The organism is Chitinophaga sp. CCNWYY40, assembly GCF_037483205.1.
Lineage (GTDB): Bacteria > Bacteroidota > Bacteroidia > Chitinophagales > Chitinophagaceae > Chitinophaga > Chitinophaga ginsengisegetis.
Map to the genome: position 1 here is coordinate 1 of NZ_JBBHLF010000022.1, position 1,205 is coordinate 1,205.

A 1,205-nucleotide genomic window follows, 5' to 3' on the forward strand; every position below is an offset into this window, starting at 1 on the left:
TATGTAGCTCCCCGCAATGCAACAGAAGCACAGCTGGTGGTTATCTGGCAGGAAGTACTCAGAACAGATACCTCCTTTAGCATCACCGACGACTTTTTTGTGTCGGGAGGTCATAGTTTAAAAGTGATGCAGCTGATCAATCATTATGCACGTCACTTTGAAGTAAAGGTATCGGTACAGGACCTGTTCCGTCATACCACCATATCGGCACATGCGTCGTTGTTGTCCACGCAGGGGAAGACGGCATACAGCGATATTCAGCCGGTGGCGCCGGCATCCGACTATGCGGTATCCGATGGTCAGCGCCGGCTGTGGGTACTCAGCCAGCTGGAAGACAGCTCCCGGGCTTACCACCTGTCAGGTCAAATGGAGGTGGAAGAGATGTTCCGGTCATCACACCTGGAAGCAGCGATTAACCGGGTGATCGGTCGTCATGAAATTTTACGGACCGTTTTCCGGGAAGGAGCCGGTAGCGGGTTGCGGCAGGTTGTGCTGGAACCGTCAGCAGCCGTGTTTAAACTGGATGATGCGGCACTGGAAAATGAAAGCCAGGTGCCTGCTTATATTGCAGGCTACTCGGGAAAAGTATTTGACCTGGGCAGCTTCCCGCTGCTGCGGGCAGGGCTGATCCGGTTATCTTCCGGTCGCTGTATTTTCCATTATACGATGCATCACATCATCAGTGATGGCTGGTCGATGGAGTTGTTGCGGGAAGAAGTGCTGGCTTATTACAACAGTTATGTGAAGAACGAGGAACTGTCCTTATCTCCTTTACGTATCCAATACAAAGACTTTACCGCCTGGCAGCAGCAACAGGCGTATGGAGTACATAAAGATTACTGGGAAACACAATTTGGAGGGGAGCTGCCGGTATTGGAATTACCAGGCAGCCGCGTACGGCCGGCGGTGAAAACCTACAACGGATATATGCTGTCCACTGGTATCAGTCCGGCGTTGACGCAAGGTTTGCAGGCATTGTGCCAGCAGCAGCAGAGCACCTTGTTTATGGGCCTGTTAGGGGTATTGAACGCTTTATTTTACCGTTATACGGGCCAGGAAGATATTATTATCGGCAGCCCGGTAGCAGGTCGTGAGCATGCAGAGCTGGAAGGACAGATTGGTTTTTACCTGAACACGGTAGCGTTGCGTAGCCGCTTCAGCGGCGGAGATAATTTTCTCTCGCTGTTATCACATATCCGCAGCAC

At 51.8% G+C, this 1,205-nt stretch carries 1 protein-coding gene; it reads left to right on the forward strand.

The window, feature by feature from the left end:
• Positions 1–1,205 (forward strand): condensation domain-containing protein (locus tag V7S65_RS32190; protein ID WP_339547043.1); only part of this gene is annotated, 1,205 nt, incomplete at both ends.